A 15022-nucleotide genomic window follows, 5' to 3' on the forward strand; every position below is an offset into this window, starting at 1 on the left:
GGGGTATACCTCATGAAATTCACTAAACTTCTGGCCTCTGCGGCCGTGGCCCTTGGCCTGGCGTCAGCAGCTGCCGCTGACACCACCAAAGTCGGCTTCATCTACGTTGGCCCAGTGGGCGACGGCGGCTGGACCTACGAGCACGACCAAGGTCGTCTTGCGGTCGAAGAAGCCTTCGGCGACAAAGTCGAAACCTTCTATCAGGAAAACGTGCCTGAAGGTGCGGACGCCGAGCGCGCGATCACTCAGATGGCGCTGCAGGGTGCGGACCTGATCTTCACCACCTCTTTCGGCTACATGGACCCAACCAACAACGTCGCTAAGAAATTCCCGAACGTGAAATTCGAGCACGCAACCGGCTATAAGACCGCTGAAAACGTGTCCGTCTACTCCGCACGCTTCTACGAAGGCCGCGCGGTTCAGGGCCATATCGCGGGCAAGATGACCAAATCCAACACCATTGGTTACATCGCCTCTTTCCCGATCCCAGAAGTTATCCGTGGCATCAACTCTGCCTACATCCACGCGAAAAAAGTGAACCCTGACGTCGAGTTCAAAATCATCTGGGTTTACACATGGTTTGATCCCGCCAAAGAAGCCGACGCGGCCAAAGCTCTGATCGAGCAAGGTGCGGACGTGATCCTGCAGCACACCGACTCCACTGCACCACAGGCAGCGGCTCAGGAAGCGGGCGGCGTGATCACCTTCGGTCAAGCGTCTGACATGGCGGAATACGGCCCTATGCCACGCGTATCCTCCATCATCGACAACTGGGCGCCTTACTATGTTGCACGTACTCAGGCGGTCATGGATGGCACATGGGAAACCGTGAACACTTGGGACGGCATCTCTACCGGCATGGTTGAGATCGGCGAGATCTCTGACGCGGTTCCAGCGGACGTGAAAGCCGAAGCACTGGCGATGGTCGAAGCTTTGGGCAACGGCAGCTACCACGCCTTCACCGGCCCAATCAACAAACAGGACGGCTCTGCTTGGCTGGCCGAAGGCGAGACCGCAGATGACGGCACGCTGGCAGGCATGTCCTTCTATGTTGAAGGCATCGTAGGCGAGATCCCGAACTAATCGGACGCATCGCTGAACATAGAAAGGCCCGCCACGTCCGGCGGGCCTTTTGCTTTTTCTCTTGCCCCAAATATCCCGGGGGCATGGGGGCTGGCCCCCACTTAGACCGACGCGGTCAGCCCACCATCAATGCGGAAGTTCTGCCCCGTAACATAGGTGCCCTCTCCCGCCAGATAGCTGATCATCGAAGACACTTCCTCGGCCCGTCCATAGCGTCCCAACGGAATGCGTGCCTTGCGGTCTTCGGTCTCGGGCAGGCTGTCGATAAAGCCCGGCAACACGTTGTTCATACGCACATTGTCCGCGGCCATCTTATCCGCAAAGAGCTTGGCAAAGCTCGCGAGCCCAGCCCGAAACACGCCAGACGTCGGGAACAATGGATCAGGCTCAAAGGCCGCAAAGGTCGAGATATTGATGATCGATCCACCGCCTTGCTTGGCCATAATGGGCGCCACCAAACGCGCGGGGCGGATCACATTCATCAGGTAGTACTCCATTCCCTTGTGCCAATCCTCATCCGAGATCTCTAGGATATCGCCCTTCGGCCCATGACCCGCAGAGTTCACCAGCACATCGATCCGACCCCATTTTTCCATCGCCGAGTTTACCAGCAGCTGTAGGTCGGCTTGCTCTAGATTAGAGCCTGTGACGCCCACACCGCCCATCTCCTGCGCCAGGGCCTCGCCCTTGCCCGACGAACTGAGGATCGCCACCTCAAACCCATCCGCCTTAAGTCGCCGCGCCGCATCTGCCCCCATGCCGCTGCCACCAGCGGTGATCATTGCCACTTTGGTCATCTCAGTCTCCTATGGTTTGGCCAGATTCTAGCCGTAGAAGGACATATTGACGAATGATCCTTTCTCGCCCCATCCTGTAGAAAAACTATTGGCTGTGATGAAAAACCTGAACCTAAACGCTCTGCGCATGTTCGATGCCTCTGCCCGCCACTTGAATTTCAGGCGCGCCGCAGACGAGCTGCATCTGACCCAAGGCGCTGTGGCCCAACAGATACGTGCGCTTGAAGCACGCCTTGGCAGAGCTCTGTTTCGGCGGTTGCCGCGAGGGCTCGACTTGACCGATGCGGGCCGCCAGTATCACACCGAGGTCAGCCGCGCCTTGCAGATCGTAATGGAAGCGACCGAGAAACTTACCGAAGCAACCGCGATCACCCTGTCGGTCACACCCTCACTTGCCTCAAAATGGCTAATGCCACGGCTACCTCACCTCATTGAAATTATGCCTAAAGTTGACATCAAGATTCATGCTTCAGAACAAAAAGCAGACCTCATGCGCGGGGATGTGGATCTTGTCATCCGACAGGGCCCCCACCCTCAGATCAAAGATATCTCAGTGATGAAACTGAGTGACATTTCCTATGTTGCTGTTGCAAGCCCGCGTTTTGTCGATGGCGCGCTGACACTCTCGGATCTGCTTCAGCACCACCTCATTCAAGACAGCCACAGTCACTGGGAGAGACTCTGTGCTGACCTAAACCTGCCGTCACCAAAGGCCACACTTAACGTTAATCAAACCGCGCTTGCCATTGATGCGGCGATCAATGGGCAAGGCATCGCACTAGCTCCAAAGCTATTGGCAAAGGATGCCATTGCAGCAGGAAACCTACAGGTGATTTGGCAGGATACGCGTCAGACAAACCATGGGTTCTTTGTCCTTTACGCGCCCGAACGCGCCTCGGAAAAAACTATTGAGGTCGCGAATTGGCTTGCGGCGCAGAGTGCAATTTAGCAGCATCCCTCTAACTGACCACAAAGCGAAAACTCATGAGCATCACCGCGCCTGACGGCACAGCCATTTCAAAATTCACCTACGGCACAATGCAATTTGGGGATCGGGCCGACAGATCCGAGAGCCAGGCCATGTTTGAGGCCTCAATTGAAGCAGGCATCACCCATTTTGACACCGCCTATGTCTATACCGAAGGGGCGTCCGAGACGCTCTTGGGAGAGTTCGCTGCCAAAAACCGCGACAGTCTGATCATCGCAACGAAGGTGGGGTACACAGGCGGAGCCGGCCGCGACAACATGCTGGCCCAGTTCGACATCAGCCGCCAACGGCTTGGCATGGATATGGTCGATATCCTTTATCTGCATCGCTTCGACCCGGCCACAGAGCTCAAGGAAACCCTCGACACCTTTGCAACGCTGAAGGCTGAGGGCAAAATCCGCTATGTCGGGCTGTCGAACTTTGCAGCCTGGCAGGTGATGAAAGCCGTTCAGATCGCCCAAAACTTCGATCTGTCCATCGATATCCTGCAACCTATGTACAACCTTGTGAAACGTCAGGCAGAGGTCGAAATCTTCCCGATGGCCCAGGATCAGGACATAACTTTGACCCCCTATTCTCCGTTGGGCGGTGGCTTGCTGACCGGAAAATATGCAAGAGGCGGCACTGGCCGTCTGTCAGAGGATGATCGCTACAATGCGCGCTATGGGCAGGATTGGATGCGTGATTGCGCGGCACAGCTCGCAGACCTCGCGGATGCAAAAAATGTAAGCCCAGCGTCTTTGGCCGTGGCCTGGGCCGCTGCGCATCCAGCGAGCCCTCATCCGATCCTGTCGGCACGAAGCCTTGCGCAGTTGCGCCCCAGCCTCGCGGCCACAGAGATCAACATGTCGCCCGAGCTTTATGCTGAAATCGAAGCGCTCTCCCAACGGCCTGCACCGGCAACAGACCGGCTTGAGGAAGCCGAATGATCGACTTTCTGATCATAGGTGGCGGTATGGCTGGCGCCTCTACCGCGGCGCGACTCGCCCCTTTAGGCAGCACCGTCGTGCTCGAAATGGAACCTGCGCTCGGGTATCACGCCTCGGGACGCTCGGCGGCCCTCTATGAGGCGCAATACGGAGAACCAGCCACCGTTGTTCTGAACCTTGCAGGCCGCGCATTCTTTGACGAGCACGACTTGCTGTCGCCGCGCGGATTTATGGTGCTTGCACCGAAAGACGATCACGATGGGTTTAAAACAGCCTGCGCAACATTTGGGTGCAGCAGTCTAACGTTGGATGAGGCTCAGAGCATTGTTCCTATCCTAAACCCCGATCATATAGGTTTTGTCGGCCTGTCCACAGAAGCCATGGATATCGACACAGACCGTATGCTGCAGATCTTTGCCAAAATGACGCGAGCACAAGGCGGTCAAATCCTGACAGACCATCGCGTGCAATCCATAGAACGCCTGTCGTCGGGCTGGCGGGTCATAACGCAACACGGGGATTTTGAGGCCAAAACTCTGATCAATTCTGCTGGGGCTTGGGCGGATGACATCGCCAAACTTGCCGGTCTGAGCCCCATCGGGATAACGCCCAAACGCCGCTCCATGGCGCGTATTCCAGCACCCAGGGGCCATGATGTCTCGGGGTGGCCCATGCTGATGGATGTCTACGAGAAATGGTACGCGAAACCTGACGCGGGCAAGCTGTTGGTGTCTCCGGCCGACGAAGACCCGCAGGTGCCGCATGATGCATGGGCAGACGATATGGTTCTGGCCGAAGGCATCGCGCGTTACCAGCCCTTTGTGACCGAAGAAGTCACGCGTGTTGAAAATACGTGGGCGGGGTTGCGTAGCTTTGCGCCAGACAAGAATCTGGTAATCGGGCCATCGCCCGAGGACAGCAGCTTTTTCTGGATGGCGGGCCAAGGCGGATCGGGCATCCAAAGCGCGCCTGCCTATTCGCAATATGCTGCCGACCTCATCGCAGGCCGCGCGTCCGATGTCGCGGAAATCACCGCCGCCGTCACCCCCGCGCGGTTTGGCCGATGAGGCGCAAAACCCCGGAAGGCGCGAGCTTTGTCGAAGCCAACGAAGGCGCACAGTTGTTCGCCCCCTCAGCCGCGCGCAACCTCGCTCCCATCGCATCAGAGCTTGCGCAGATCGCGCCACCTCACGGTAAGGCGCTAGAAATCGCCAGCGGTACGGGTCAACATATTGTCGCTCATGCGCAGGCCCATCCCGACATCCTCTGGCAGCCCAGTGAGATCGACGACGACCGCATCGCCAGCATAGATGCGTATGTCACACAAGCCGCTCTGAGCAATCTGTCCCCAGCAATAGAACTTGATGCCACCGCCTCAGGCTGGGGCGCGACCAAGCGCTATGATTTGATGCTGCTGTCAAACCTCTTGCATCTGATTTCCGCGCCAGAGGCCCAGAACATTTTGACAGAGGCCGCCCAAGCGCTCAGCCCCAAAGGGCGGTTCATGATCTATGGCCCCTTCATGCGGAGCGGAGTGCTCACCTCTGAAGGTGATGCCAACTTCCACGCCTCGCTCAGAACTCAAGATCCAGAGATCGGCTACAAGGATGATGGCTGGCTGGAAGCCACGGCCCAAGACGCTGGCCTCACGCTCTATCGCAAAACCGAAATGCCCGCGAACAATCTCGCCTTCACCTTCGCGAAACCCTAATTTCTCTTGCCCCAAATATCCTGGGGAGAGCCCGCCAGGGCGCGGGACAACGCCCCAAAGAAAAACGGGGCCGAAGCCCCGTTTCACTTAGCCGTCCTTGCGGATGGTTTCGTTCTTTGGATCATAAGGGCTGTCGCAGGTGACAACCGCATCCCAAAGCTTGTCTTGGATTTTGACCTGCAGCTTGGTGCCCTCAACCGCCAGCTCTGGCGGCAGATAGCCCATGCCGATGGACTTCTCAAAAGCCACCGAATAGCCGCCCGAGGTCAAACGACCCACACGCTGACCTTCCAGCGTATAGAGCGCCTCGCGACCCCAAGGATCCGCATCCTCAGGCCCATCGATCAAGAGCGTGCAGCATTTCACGCGCACTCCGGTTTCAACCATCTTGTCCTTGCCGTGGAAGTCTTTGGACAGGTCAATAAACCGTGGCAAATCGGCTTCGGCTGGCGTCGCGTCGCGGCCCAGTTCGGTGCCAAAGGCGCGATAGGACTTCTCCTGACGCAGCCAGTTCTGCGCCCGCGCACCGACCAGTTTCATGCCGTGCTTCTCGCCCGCTTTCTCAAGTAGATCAAAGAGGTAGTTCTGCATTTCGATCGGGTGATGCAGCTCCCAGCCCAGCTCGCCGGTATAGGCCACGCGGATCGCATTTACAGGACACATGCCCAGTTCGATCTGACGCGCCGACAGCCATGGGAAGCGTTTGTTCGACAGCGCGGTCGCCGGATCGGCATCGACGATGACCTCTTTCAGAACATCGCGGGATTTCGGACCGGCAATCGCGAAGACGCCCCATTGAGTGGTCACGTCCTGAATTTCGATATAGCCGAATTCTTCCATCTTATCTTCGGCCGCCTTGCGCAGGAAGTCAGCGTCATATTCCGTCCAGGCACCAGCAGAAACGAGGTAGTAGTTGTTCTCGCCGTTGCGCACGATGGTGTATTCGGTGCGGGTCGTACCAGCCGATGTCAGGGCGTAGGTCAGGTTGATACGGCCAACCTTTGGCAGCTTGTTGCAGGTGAACCAATCCAGGAACTGCGTGGCACCGGGGCCCTTAACCACATGTTTGGTAAAGGCGGTTGCGTCAATCAGGCCAACGCCTTCACGGATCGCTTTTGCCTCTTCGACCGCGTGCTGCCACCAGCCGCCGCGACGGAAGGAGCGGCTTTCTTTGTCGAAAGTCTCTGGCGCATCAAGCGGGCCGAAATAGTTCGGACGTTCCCAGCCATTCACCCAGCCAAATTGCGCACCGCGGGCCTTTTGACGGTCATAGGCAGGGGCTGTGCGCAGCGGACGGCAGGCTTCGCGTTCTTCATCCGGGTGGTGCAGGATGTAGACGTGCTCATAGCATTCTTCGTTCTTGCGGGCTGCGAACTCGGTGGTCATCCAGTTGGAAGAGTAACGCTTAGGATCAAGCGACGCCATGTCGATTTCGGCTTCGCCATCGACCATCATCTGCGCCAAGTAATAGCCGGTGCCGCCTGCTGCGGTGATGCCAAAGCTAAAGCCTTCGGCCAGCCACATATTGCGCAGACCAGGAGCCGGGCCAACCAGTGGGTTGCCGTCTGGCGTGTAGCAGATCGGTCCGTTGAAATCGTCTTTCAGGCCGCTTTCTGCACAGGACGGAACGCGCTCGGCCATCGCCATGTACTGATCCGCGATCCGGTCGATATCCAGCGGGAAGAGATCCGCGCGGAAGCTATCCGGCACCCCGTGTTCAAACCGCGCAGGCGCGCCGTGCTCATAAATGCCAAGGATCCAGCCGCCGCGTTCTTCGCGGGCATAGGATTCATTGTCAGCGTCACGCACAACGGGGTGCTCTGGGTTGCCCGCCTCGCGCCACTTTACCAGCTCTGGATCTTTGTCCATGACGATGAAGGTGTGCTCGACCGGGATCGCTGGCATCTTGATGCCCAGCATCTTGGCGGTGCGTTGTGCGTGGTTGCCGGACGCGGTCACGACGTGTTCCGCAGTGATCACGACCTGCTCGTCTGACTCAACGAGGTTGCCGCCCTTTTCGATCATCTTGGTGCAGGTGACTTCCCAATGGGTGCCGGTCCAGTGGAACGCATCGGCCTGCAGCTTGCGCACGATCTCGACCCCACGTTGACGCGCGCCTTTGGCCATCGCTTGGGTCACGTCGGCTGGGTTAATATAGCCGTCCTCAGTGTGATAGATCGCGCCCTTTAGGTCGCCGGTTTCGATCAGCGGCCAACGCTCTTTGATCTGTTCTGGGGTCAGCCATTCATAGGCCACATCGCAGGTCTCGGCGGTAGAGGCATAGAGCATATACTCATCCATCCGCTCTTGGGTCTGCGCCATACGCAGGTTGCCGACAACGGCGAAACCCGCGTTCAGGCCGGTTTCTTCCTCAAGCGTTTTGTAGAAATCCACCGAGTATTTGTGGATGTGGGTGGTCGCGTAGGACATGTTGAACAGAGGCAAGAGACCCGCTGCGTGCCATGTAGAGCCGGACGTCAGCTCGTCGCGCTCAATCAGCATCACATCATCCCAGCCGGCTTTAGCCAAGTGATAGGCAATCGATGTACCGACCGCACCACCGCCAACAACAAGCGCTTTTACTTGGGTTTTCATCTCGGGCGACTCCTTAAAAAGACTTGGGCAGCATATCAGCCGAAAAGACCCCAAAACGTCAAATCCATCCGACGCCTTGTAGGCTAAATGCGACTTTCGCTGTCGAAGCCCCAAGAAAAAGGCGCGACCCTTGCAAAAGAGCCGCGCCGAAAACCCGTTCTGGGGTGTATGGAAAGGGGGATTAATGCCCCTTCTTGTCTTTTTTCTTGGCGTCTTTTTCGCCTTTGTCTGCGTCCTTGTCGCCCGCTTCCAGATCAGCCTCGGCCAGCTCTTCTTCAACTGGCTCTTCCTTGACCGGGATGACACGCTCAACCTTGCGCAGCTTGAAGCCACGGTTGTGCAGCCATTGCTCGGGCGTTTCGATAACGAACTCTGGCAGGCCTTCGCCGACCAGCGGGTTGGGCACCTCTTGCAATTGGTTCAGGCTGTCGAAATCGATGCCCTCCAAAACAGCCATCACGTCGGCGGTCGGAGCCTCAGAACGCAGTTTGATCACAACGCCGCCCCCCAGTGCACCGTGATAGTAGCGCATGTTTGGAAAATCCGTGGGTTTGCTCGTGTCCTTGCCGATGATGAACGACACGCCCTTGACGATATTGAAGTGACCGAATTTCTTTTTAGGGCCCAAAGACCAGCCATCTGCAGTGGCACGCACCGCTTCAACGGTATGTTCTACCGTTGGGCGATAAGCTTCTAAGTCACTCAGATCGCCGCCTTTTTCAACATAGCGTTGCATCTGCAAGAGATCGGCGACCATTGGGCCTGTTGGCGTTGCATTTTCGATGCGAAGGTAGATCGCTTTTCCACTATTCAGATAAACGGTGGTCTCACTTTCCACATCTTCGAGACTGTCGGGATCCCCGAATTTGCCTGCAAAAAACGCATGCCATTCAAGACGCTCCCAACCCTCCGGCGCTTCGGGCATAAAACTAGTCAGGTCACGACGACGCAATGCATCACGGTCCGCCAGTGCACGACCGCGTGTTATTGGAGGCTCGTTATCAACAAAAGGTAAAATCCCGACAACTTGCGACAGGGCCGAGCGCTCCTGCGCGGTTTCCAGTCCCGCGCTTGGATCCAGCGAGGCAACTTCAACAGGCTCTTTTGACGACATAAACCCGAAAACCACAAAAGCACCGGCGCCAGCGGCGACGATGGAACCCAAACCTGCAAGTACGAGGCGCAACATGAGCGACCCTCCTGTTCTTCTGCTCACAGGAATGGGTAACAGCGAAAAAGGGCGGAAATGCGATGTCCTAAGGGCGGTTTATAGGCTGTTTTGGGCCAAATTCCGCAAAATCAGTTCAGTCGTTCTACGGCCACAGGGCTGGCACCATAGAGCATGCCAACTTGCTCATGAGGCTCTCCGACCATTGGGCCGACAGCCGCGAACACGACAACCGAAACGCATACTATTATAAATGGAAGCAAGCGCTTCATATTACGTCTCCGAAATAATTAGGCCTGCTCGGCCCCCACACGACTCTAGGATGTCACAGAAATGAGGCGAGAATGGGGCAGATGACGCAATGTGCCGATGATAAGCCCCTTGCCGCAGCGCAGCGCGATTTGTTACACCGCGAGGAACCGCAGGTCAGGAGGAGTGCCATGCAGGTTTGCAGAACGGTCGCAGAATGTCGCGACGTGCTGGCGGCGTATCGCCAAACCTCTGAAACCATTGGACTTGTTCCAACGATGGGGTTTCTGCACGAGGGGCATTTGGCTTTGGTCGCCGAGGCGAAATCACGTGCGGATCGCGTGGTCACAACGATCTTTGTCAACCCCACGCAATTCGGAGAAGCCGCGGACCTGGACGCCTATCCTCGTGATGAGGCGCGCGATCTGGCGATGCTTGAGGCCGCCGGAGTGGATGTGGTTCTGATCCCAGAGGTGGCGGATGTGTACCCCGAAGGCGACGAGACCATCGTCGAAACCACGCGCATGGCGAACATGCTGCATGGAAAGGTGCGCCCGGGACATTTTCGCGGCGTGACCACCGTCGTCGCGCGACTGTTCAATTTCACACAGCCCGATATCGCCTGCTTTGGCGAGAAAGATTACCAACAGCTGCAGGTCATCAGACGCATGAACCGTGATCTGGCCTTTCCGATTGAGATCGTCGGCGTACCTATCGTGCGAGAGGCCGATGGTCTGGCGATGTCGTCTCGCAACGTGCGCCTGTCGCCTGAGGATCGCGCGGCAGCGTTGATCCTGTCCCAGTCGTTGGACGCGGCTGAGCGGGTCAAAAGCTCCGATCCTGACACATTGCGCGAGACGATTTCCCAGACCATCGCCACAGAGCCCCGCGCCACTCTGCGTGGGCTGGACATTGTAGAGGCGGAAACGCTTAATGACATTCAATCGGGCTATGCTGGCCCCATTGCCATCATGCTGTCGGTCGAATTCGGCGGCGTCCTCTTGCTAGATCAAAGGGTGATCACGCTATGAGCAAACAAGTCAAAATCCGCCGCACCACTGTTCCTCAGATCGCGGGCCGTAAGGGCGGAGAGCCGATTGTCTCTCTGACGTCCTACCACGCGCATACGGCGGCCATCGTCGACAAATACGCGGATTTCATTCTGGTGGGCGACAGCCTTGGCATGGTGATGCATGGGATGGAAAGCACGGTGGGTGTGCCTCTGGATCTGATGATCATGCATGGCAAAGCGGTTGTGCGTGGCACCCAGCAGGCTTTGATTGTCGTGGACATGCCCTTCGGCACCTATGAGGAAAGCCCCGGTGTGGCCTTCCGGAACGCGGCCAAGATCATGAAAGAAACCCAATGCGGGGCCGTAAAGCTTGAAGGCGGCAAACGCATGGCTGAGACCATCCATTTCCTCGTGGAACGTGGCATTCCGGTGATGGCGCATGTCGGCCTGACGCCTCAGTCCAGCAACGTCATGGGCGGGTTCAAAACACAAGGCCGCGACGAGGACGGCTGGGCCGCCATCGAAGAAGACGCGCGCGCAGTTGCAGAAGCGGGAGCCTTTGCGGTTGTTCTGGAAGGGATGGTTGAGCCTCTGGCCGCCAAGATCACCAAACAGATCGCGATCCCCACGATTGGGATCGGAGCTTCGGCCGAATGCGACGGGCAGATCCTTGTGCTTGAGGATATGCTGGGCTTGAACGAATGGACGCCGAAGTTCGTGAAAGTCTATGGCGACCTTGGTCCGGCGATTGAGAAATCCGTGAAAACCTATGCCGAAGAGGTCAAATCCCGCGCCTTCCCCGGCGAGGATCAGGTCTACAAATAAGCCTTACAGCATCGATGGGATCACAAGATCCGGTGGGCGATTGCCATGGTCTAACGTCATGATATTCAACATGACTTTCTGCCCCATCTCGACGCGTGCCTCATGCGTCGCAGACCCCATATGCGGAAGCAGGACTACATTCTCAAGCGTGCGCAGCTCTTCGAATTCGGACGCGCCGCCTTCATAGACATCCAGCCCCGCCCCCGCGATGGCGCCCGATTTCAAAGCCCGCGCAAGCGCCGCCTGATCGATCACTTCGCCGCGTGAGGTGTTCACGATCACCGCGTCTTCTTTCATCAGCTTCAAACGCCGCGCGTTCATCAGATGGAAGGTCGCGGGCGTATGGGGGCAGTTGATCGAGAGCACGTCCATGCGGGCTACCATCTGATCAAGGCTCTCCCAATAGGTCGCGCCGTGTTCTTCTTCGATAGCGGGATGCAGGCGGCGGCGGTTGTGATAATGGACTTCCATGCCAAAAGCCTTGGCCCGACGTGCAACGGCCTGACCGATCCGGCCCATACCTAAAATACCCAGCTTGCGCCCCGCGATCCGCCCACCCAGCAAAGCATTCGGGGACCAGCCGGCCCAGTCCTCGGGGCTGGATTGCATGACGGCCAGACCTTCGGGGATACGGCGACGCACGGCCAAAATCAGCGCCATCGTCATGTCGGCCGTGTCTTCCGTCACAACACCGGGGGTGTTTGAGACCATAATCCCACGCTCATGCGCCTCTTCGACCTCAATGTGATCAAAGCCCGCGCCATAGTTGGCGATCAGCTTTAGCTGACTGCCGGCTGAGGCAATCAAAGGCGCGTCGATCCGGTCTGTCAGTGTGGTCACCAGCACGTCGGCCGTTTGCATCGCGGCTTGCAATTCCTCGCGCGACATCGGGCTGTCGTCTTCGCGCAAAGTGACATTGAAAAGCTCCGACATGCGCGACTGAACCTCTTCAGGCAACCGTCGCGTAACGACAACACTCAGGGGCGGCTTTGACATGCGGGACTTCTCAATTCTTTCAATATCAGAGCGTTGATGGCACAGTGCCTGACAGAGAGACGAGGCACAAGAACCCTCGCGCAATTTTATGAGCAGACGGATGTATTCCGCGATGAGAACCTACGGGCGGCACCTGGTATCGGGACTTTGCGCAGTGGCTTTGGCTATGGGCTTGGCGATTGCGCCAGCACTGGCTGATGACGACGACCATGAATACCGCCGTGGCCCGGTCACAAATCTACCTTTGCCGCGCTATGTTTCATTGAAAGCAACGAAGGCCAACGTGCGCCGGGGGCCATCCTTGACCCACCGCATCGATTGGATCTTCAAGCGCCGGAATATGCCGCTGGTTGTCACCGCAGAGCACGGACACTGGCGTCGCGTGCAGGACATCGACGGGGCTGGCGGCTGGGTGCATTACTCGCTGCTTTCTGGCAGCCGTACGGTGATTGTTACGGCCGATATGCTGCCGCTGAATATGCGCGCCGAACCTGACACCGCGATGGTGGCGCAATTGGAATTGGGCGTTGTGGCGCAGTTGCAGAAATGCGGAGAAGATTGGTGCCGGATTGCGGCAGGCGGCTACAAAGGCTGGGTGCGCAAACACAACATCTGGGGCGTTGGCGAAGACGAAATTCGCGACTAACCTTATATTTTATATAGAAAAACGCCGCGCCCAACAAAGAGCGCGGCGTTCCTGTTTTAGGCAGCTTTGATTGCGCCTGCGTCGATCATCTGCTGGAACATATCCTCCATCGTCTCTTTCAAAGAGCGATAGGTCATGCCCAAAGCGGCCTTGCTTTTGGAATTGTCCGCCTCCCAACGCACGTTGACGTTCCGCGAGACGAACTTGCGGTCCATCCCCACCGACGGGCCCGCCAGCCAAACCAGCCATTTCGGCAGCGTCGACTTAGGGATCGCATAGCTTGCACCAAAACGATCTTTGAGTTGAGACAACACTTCAAAGAGGTCGGTGTTGTGACCTGCAATAATGTGACGCCCTTCTGCCGACGGCACAAATCCCGCAGCCATATGCGCCTGGGCCAGATCGCGCACATCCACGATGCCGGTTCCCAAACGGGGCGCACCGCGTTTGAAGGCGCCCTCGCCCACTTGCTTCATGATGTTGAAGCTCTCAGAGGTCGGCACGCCGCCGATCGCGGGGCCCATCACCAAGCATGGATTGACAGTGACCAGCTTCCAGCGCGATTGCGCGTCCGCGATTTCCCAGGCGGCTTTTTCGGCCAGTGTCTTGGAATAGGAATACGGCTGATAGTCCAGCGATGCGGTCTCGTTCCAAACGGCTTCTGTCAACACACCCCCCGGGGCGGCGGCACAATCTGCGGCGTCGGTATAGATCGCGGCGCAAGAGCTCGTGACCACCACGCGCGTCACGCTTTCGGTCGCATTCGCTGTGTTCAGAACGTTGCGCGTGCCTTCGACAGCTGGCTCGATCAACTCTTTCTGAGGATCTTTGACAGCCGTCGTGAACGGGGATGCCGTGTGAAATACGACACCACAACCGGCCATCGCCTCGGCATAGGATCCGGGTGTCATCAGGTCTGCTTTGAAAAGCTTGATTTGGCCGGATGTCCGCTCGGCAATTTTGTTCAGGCTTGCCAGCTTGTCGATATTGTCCGGATTACGTACAGGCGCGTGGATCGTAGCGCCGCTTTCCAGCAAGCCTTTGACCAACCATCCAGCCACAAATCCTGTAGCGCCAGTCACCATGACCGGCTTGGAGGTATCTACCTCATACATCTCGAATTCCTTTGTTTTGATCAGGCTGCGCGGACGCTTGCGATCACTCAGCTCTGCGCCGCGCGTACATCCTACATACACGGCGGAAAGCCAGAATCAAGACTTTTTAGACATTTTTTGTATTTTTTGTCAGAATGTCTTTCCCGACAGCTCAGTTACGAGGCAACAGACGCCTTAATCGCGCGGATATTCTCGCCATAGGGCGCCGGATTTTGAACAGATCCACCTTTGAAGACCGCAGACCCGGCCACGAGAACATCGGCTCCCGCAGCGGCCATCAAAGGTGCGGTTTCCGGCGTGATGCCGCCATCGATTTCGATATGGATCGGACGATCCCCAATCATGGCGCGCAATTTCTTGACCTTATCGATCTGGCTGTGAATGAACTTTTGCCCACCAAATCCGGGGTTTACGGTCATCACACAGATCAGGTCGACCATATTCAAAAGATAGTCGATGTCCTCAACCCCAGTGCCCGGGTTCAACGCGAGCCCTGCTTTGCACCCTGCCCCGCGGATCGCCTGTAGCGTGCGGTGAATATGCGGGCCTGCCTCAAGATGCGCGGTCAAGACATCCGCACCAGCATCCGCGAAAGCCTGAATATAAGGATCCACCGGAGAGATCATCAGATGCACATCCATGACCGTGTTGATGTGCTTGCGGATCGCAGCGCAAAGCGGCGGACCAAAGGTCAGGTTCGGCACGAAATGCCCGTCCATCACATCAACGTGGATCCAATCCGCACCCTGCGCCTCAACGGCTTCGATTTCCGCGCCGAAATTGGCGAAATCAGCGGATAGGATACTTGGGGCGATCTTGATGGAACGATCAAAGCTCATGAGGGCTCCTTGGGCACATATGATTCGAGGTTGCGCGGAAAATGCGCGCCACGATACGAAATGGCAATC

The 15022-nt window shown here is 57.4% G+C and carries 15 protein-coding genes; 8 read left to right on the forward strand and 7 right to left on the reverse strand.

Translation table 11 applies throughout. The features are described from left to right. The first annotated feature begins 12 nt into the window (after positions 1 to 12). Positions 13 to 1083 (forward strand): BMP family ABC transporter substrate-binding protein, encoded by a 1071-nt coding sequence (locus WG622_RS08305; protein WP_339403164.1) that lies wholly within the window; start codon positions 13 to 15, stop codon positions 1081 to 1083. A 101-nt stretch (positions 1084 to 1184) separates the two neighbouring features. On the opposite strand, the gene WG622_RS08310 is transcribed toward WG622_RS08305, so the two are convergent. Beyond that, positions 1185 to 1880 (reverse strand): SDR family oxidoreductase, encoded by a 696-nt coding sequence (locus tag WG622_RS08310; RefSeq protein WP_339403165.1) that lies wholly within the window; start codon positions 1878 to 1880, stop codon positions 1185 to 1187. Between the two features lie 46 nt (positions 1881 to 1926). Here WG622_RS08310 and WG622_RS08315 point away from each other — a divergent pair, with 46 nt between their 5' ends. The 4 genes from WG622_RS08315 to WG622_RS08330 are packed head-to-tail and all read left to right on the forward strand — an operon-like array spanning position 1927 to position 5508. Then, positions 1927 to 2829: a LysR substrate-binding domain-containing protein gene (locus WG622_RS08315; RefSeq protein WP_339403166.1), complete on the forward strand. Its 903-nt coding sequence runs from the start codon at positions 1927 to 1929 to the stop codon at positions 2827 to 2829. Between the two features lie 35 nt (positions 2830 to 2864). Then, positions 2865 to 3797, forward strand: a complete 933-nt coding sequence (locus WG622_RS08320) for an aldo/keto reductase (RefSeq protein ID WP_339403167.1) — start codon at positions 2865 to 2867, stop codon at positions 3795 to 3797. Next, complete coding sequence (locus tag WG622_RS08325) at positions 3794 to 4864, forward strand: NAD(P)/FAD-dependent oxidoreductase (RefSeq protein WP_339403168.1); 1071 nt, start codon at positions 3794 to 3796, stop codon at positions 4862 to 4864. The genes WG622_RS08320 and WG622_RS08325 overlap by 4 nt, the downstream gene beginning before the upstream one ends. Beyond that, complete coding sequence (locus tag WG622_RS08330) at positions 4861 to 5508, forward strand: DUF938 domain-containing protein (RefSeq protein ID WP_339403169.1); 648 nt, start codon at positions 4861 to 4863, stop codon at positions 5506 to 5508. Before WG622_RS08325 ends, WG622_RS08330 begins: the two co-directional genes overlap by 4 nt. A gap of 87 nt (positions 5509 to 5595) precedes the next feature. Here the strand turns inward: WG622_RS08330 and WG622_RS08335 are convergent, their stop codons facing one another. From WG622_RS08335 to WG622_RS08345, 3 genes are all read right to left on the reverse strand, one after another. Then, a complete protein-coding gene (locus WG622_RS08335) occupies positions 5596 to 8103 on the reverse strand; it encodes a GcvT family protein (protein ID WP_339403170.1) in 2508 nt (835 codons plus the stop codon). A gap of 181 nt (positions 8104 to 8284) precedes the next feature. Next, the gene (locus tag WG622_RS08340; RefSeq protein WP_339403171.1) at positions 8285 to 9292 is read right to left on the reverse strand and encodes a hypothetical protein; all 1008 of its coding nucleotides are present in this window, start codon (positions 9290 to 9292) and stop codon (positions 8285 to 8287) included. A 110-nt stretch (positions 9293 to 9402) separates the two neighbouring features. Beyond that, the gene (locus WG622_RS08345) at positions 9403 to 9543 is read right to left on the reverse strand and encodes a hypothetical protein (RefSeq protein WP_339403172.1); all 141 of its coding nucleotides are present in this window, start codon (positions 9541 to 9543) and stop codon (positions 9403 to 9405) included. Positions 9544 to 9711: 168 nt separating this feature from the next. Here WG622_RS08345 and panC point away from each other — a divergent pair, with 168 nt between their 5' ends. Beyond that, complete coding sequence (gene panC / locus WG622_RS08350) at positions 9712 to 10551, forward strand: pantoate--beta-alanine ligase (RefSeq protein WP_339403173.1); 840 nt, start codon at positions 9712 to 9714, stop codon at positions 10549 to 10551. After that, entirely contained in the window at positions 10548 to 11357 is an 810-nt protein-coding gene (panB, locus tag WG622_RS08355; RefSeq protein ID WP_339403174.1) for a 3-methyl-2-oxobutanoate hydroxymethyltransferase, read from the forward strand. The genes panC and panB overlap by 4 nt, the downstream gene beginning before the upstream one ends. A 3-nt stretch (positions 11358 to 11360) precedes the next feature. Here panB and WG622_RS08360 read toward each other — a convergent pair whose 3' ends face one another. Next, positions 11361 to 12353 (reverse strand): 2-hydroxyacid dehydrogenase, encoded by a 993-nt coding sequence (locus WG622_RS08360; RefSeq protein ID WP_339403175.1) that lies wholly within the window; start codon positions 12351 to 12353, stop codon positions 11361 to 11363. 88 nt (positions 12354 to 12441) lie between these two features. On the opposite strand from WG622_RS08360, the gene WG622_RS08365 reads away from it, so the two are divergent. Beyond that, positions 12442 to 12999 (forward strand): SH3 domain-containing protein, encoded by a 558-nt coding sequence (locus WG622_RS08365; RefSeq protein WP_438839162.1) that lies wholly within the window; start codon positions 12442 to 12444, stop codon positions 12997 to 12999. Between the two features lie 56 nt (positions 13000 to 13055). On the opposite strand, the gene WG622_RS08370 is transcribed toward WG622_RS08365, so the two are convergent. Then, positions 13056 to 14114, reverse strand: a complete 1059-nt coding sequence (locus tag WG622_RS08370; RefSeq protein ID WP_339403176.1) for an NAD-dependent epimerase/dehydratase family protein — start codon at positions 14112 to 14114, stop codon at positions 13056 to 13058. A gap of 155 nt (positions 14115 to 14269) precedes the next feature. Then, on the reverse strand, positions 14270 to 14953 hold the full coding sequence (gene rpe / locus WG622_RS08375) for a ribulose-phosphate 3-epimerase (RefSeq protein WP_339403178.1): 684 nt from the start codon (positions 14951 to 14953) through the stop codon (positions 14270 to 14272). Between the last annotated feature and the right edge of the window lie 69 nt (positions 14954 to 15022).

Origin of the sequence: Cognatishimia coralii (genome assembly GCF_037478305.1) — a bacterium.
GTDB classification, from domain to species: Bacteria; Pseudomonadota; Alphaproteobacteria; order Rhodobacterales; family Rhodobacteraceae; genus Cognatishimia; species Cognatishimia coralii.

Excerpts from the sequence above, each read along its gene's own strand:
- WG622_RS08305 (WP_339403164.1), top strand. The coding sequence starts at position 13 with ATGAAATTCACTAAACTTCTGGCCTCTGCGGCCGTGGCCCTTGGCCTG.
- WG622_RS08310 (WP_339403165.1), bottom strand. The coding sequence starts at position 1,880 with ATGACCAAAGTGGCAATGATCACCGCTGGTGGCAGCGGCATGGGGGCA.
- WG622_RS08320 (WP_339403167.1), top strand. The coding sequence starts at position 2,865 with ATGAGCATCACCGCGCCTGACGGCACAGCCATTTCAAAATTCACCTAC.
- WG622_RS08325 (WP_339403168.1), top strand. The coding sequence starts at position 3,794 with ATGATCGACTTTCTGATCATAGGTGGCGGTATGGCTGGCGCCTCTACC.
- WG622_RS08330 (WP_339403169.1), top strand. The coding sequence starts at position 4,861 with ATGAGGCGCAAAACCCCGGAAGGCGCGAGCTTTGTCGAAGCCAACGAA.
- WG622_RS08335 (WP_339403170.1), bottom strand. The coding sequence starts at position 8,103 with ATGAAAACCCAAGTAAAAGCGCTTGTTGTTGGCGGTGGTGCGGTCGGT.
- WG622_RS08340 (WP_339403171.1), bottom strand. The coding sequence starts at position 9,292 with ATGTTGCGCCTCGTACTTGCAGGTTTGGGTTCCATCGTCGCCGCTGGC.
- WG622_RS08345 (WP_339403172.1), bottom strand. The coding sequence starts at position 9,543 with ATGAAGCGCTTGCTTCCATTTATAATAGTATGCGTTTCGGTTGTCGTG.
- panC (WP_339403173.1), top strand. The coding sequence starts at position 9,712 with ATGCAGGTTTGCAGAACGGTCGCAGAATGTCGCGACGTGCTGGCGGCG.
- panB (WP_339403174.1), top strand. The coding sequence starts at position 10,548 with ATGAGCAAACAAGTCAAAATCCGCCGCACCACTGTTCCTCAGATCGCG.
- WG622_RS08360 (WP_339403175.1), bottom strand. The coding sequence starts at position 12,353 with ATGTCAAAGCCGCCCCTGAGTGTTGTCGTTACGCGACGGTTGCCTGAA.
- WG622_RS08365 (WP_438839162.1), top strand. The coding sequence starts at position 12,442 with ATGAGCAGACGGATGTATTCCGCGATGAGAACCTACGGGCGGCACCTG.
- WG622_RS08370 (WP_339403176.1), bottom strand. The coding sequence starts at position 14,114 with ATGTATGAGGTAGATACCTCCAAGCCGGTCATGGTGACTGGCGCTACA.
- rpe (WP_339403178.1), bottom strand. The coding sequence starts at position 14,953 with ATGAGCTTTGATCGTTCCATCAAGATCGCCCCAAGTATCCTATCCGCT.